Below are 2,415 nucleotides of genomic sequence, written 5' to 3'. Positions count from 1 at the left end.
CGCCGAATGGTGCCCAGCATGTACCGAGCAGAAGCAGTTGTTCGAGGACGGTGGCAAAGATTTGCCGTTTGTCGAGGTCACCAATCCTGACCGCACGCCATCACAGTTGGCGATCGATGAGGGCATCACCAGCTATCCGACATGGGAATTTCCCGATGGCACGCGACTTGTCGGCGTGCAAACGCTTGCCACGCTGAGTGCTCGCAGCGGGGTAGCGATCCCGCAAGGTGAAACGCCAACGTTTGCCCCGGTCGGTAACAAAACGATCCAAATCGGAGCTCCGCTGCATGTGCCCATCGACGCCTATGATCCCGATGGCGGCCCCTTGACGATCACGGTCAGCGTCCAGAATCCCGCGTTATTGGAAGCGGTCGTGCTGTCGGGGAACCGGTCGATTCGAATCGACATGGAAGGCTATGGCGACATGGTGTTCGAGTTGTTCGAGGACCGAGCTCCCACAGCGACCGGGCGAGTGATCACGTTGGCCAATCAAAACTTTTACGATGGCATTCAATTCCACCGGGTGATTGACAACTTCGTGTTGCAAGGGGGCGACCCGACAGCGACCGGATCAGGGGGTTCGACGCTCGGCGATTTTGACGATGATTTCCATGCTGACTTGATGCATACCGGTTCGGGTGTGTTGTCATACGCCAAAGCGGGTGACGACACCAACGATTCTCAGTTCTTTATCACCGAAGGTGCGCAGCGTTTCCTCGACTTTAACCACAGCGTGTTTGGACAACTGGTTGAAGGTGAAAAGGTTCGCGAAGCGATCAGCGAACATGCCACCAACGCCAGCGACAAGCCGACGTCCGCGATTCGCATCACCAGCGTCGACGTCTTTGATGACACTGAAAATGCCGTGGTGATGCTGAAAGCCAAAGGCAACGCCACCGGCACCACCAACGTCACCTATACCGTGACCGACGCACAAGGCCGTACGTTTTCGGAAACCACCACGGTCAGTGTGGTTGCAGACAATTCGAACAGCCAACCATTTTTGAACAAGATCACCGATCCCGCGTCGGTCCCCAGTGGAACCGCTGCAACGCTTGCGTTATCGAGTGTTGATGTCGAAGGAGACGCGGTCACGTATTTCGCCAGCTCCCAAAACGCCAACGCAGCAACCGCCACAGTCAATCCGACCACGGGCGTGGTCACAGTGACGCCTAAAGCCGGTTTCGTGGGAACCGTTCCTATTTTGGTCGGCGTGCGTCCCGGGACTGGCGTGACAGGAAATTCATCAAGCGACCTGGACACGCAATTGGTGACATTCACCTTTGGCAGCGGCGAATCGGTGGCCACGCCAACGGGCATCGACTTGAGTGCAACTCGCGACACGGGAACAAGCAACACCGACAACATCACCAACGCGGGAACGTTGTCGTTTGTGGTCACCGGAGTCACCTCGGGTGCGACCGTAGAGTTGGTCAACACCGCGACGAACACGGTGATCGGCGTGGGGGCGGCAACCGGCACAACGATCACGATCACGACCAACAACATCGCCGCGCTCGGTGACGGCACCTATAACATTGCGGCACGGCAAACCGTCAATGGAGTCACGAGCGAACGAACTGCGGGCATCAACGTGGTTTACGACACCGAGGCTCCGGGCAGCGTGGTTGGAACCGCCGCTACCCAAGGCAACGTGGGACGCGAATTCCGCACCGATCTGATCAGCAGCGAAGAAGGCAACGGTTTAACGTACACGTTGACATCGGCACCCGCAGGCGCGACCATTGTGGCGGCGACCGGCGAAGTCGTCTGGACACCAACGGCATCCCAAACCGGCGACAACACGTTTACGGTCGAATTGACCGATGCGGCGGGCAACGTTCGCACCGAGTCGTTCAACGTCAATGTTGCCGGCCAGCCGATCGCCGAGATCAAGCTGACGATCACGGATCTGCAAGGCCAACCAATTACCGCAGTCCAGGTCGGCCAAGAATTCAACTTGAATATGATCGGCGTCGACGCTCGGACCGGCGATGATCTTGATGGAATCTTCGCGGCGTTCGCCGACATTTTGTTCAACAGCGCCCTCATCCAACCGAAACCGGGAACCTCGATCACCTTTAGTGAACGATTCCCCACGGTGCAAAAAGGAACATTCTCGGATGGCTTGATCGATGAACTTGGTGCGGCAACCGATCGCTTGACGCCCAGCGGATTGACGGACAGTTTGATCGCGACGATTCGCATGGAAGCGTTGGCGACCGGATCGGTCAATATTCGCTCGGAACCCGCCGACGCGGCCGATAGCGAAGTCTTGCTGTACGGCAACGACAACCGAATTTCGACCGATGCAGTTGCCTATGGCAGCGTGCAGCTTGCGATCGGGCAAAATTTCACGGTCGCCGATGACAAGATCACGGTCGCCGAAGATTCCGCGCCGACCACCATTGATGT

Annotated in this window: 1 protein-coding gene; it reads left to right on the top strand. The window is 57.6% G+C overall.

The window, feature by feature from the left end; genetic code table 11:
- The coding region (locus ABX962_RS34760; protein ID WP_372726243.1) for a peptidylprolyl isomerase at positions 1-2,415 on the top strand (2,415 nt) is incomplete at both ends.

The sequence above is a fragment of the Novipirellula sp. genome (genome assembly GCF_041583735.1).
Taxonomy (GTDB): Bacteria; Planctomycetota; Planctomycetia; order Pirellulales; family Pirellulaceae; genus Novipirellula.
Note: the sequence above shows the minus strand (reverse complement) of the source record. Positions and strands in the feature narration are given on the sequence as shown.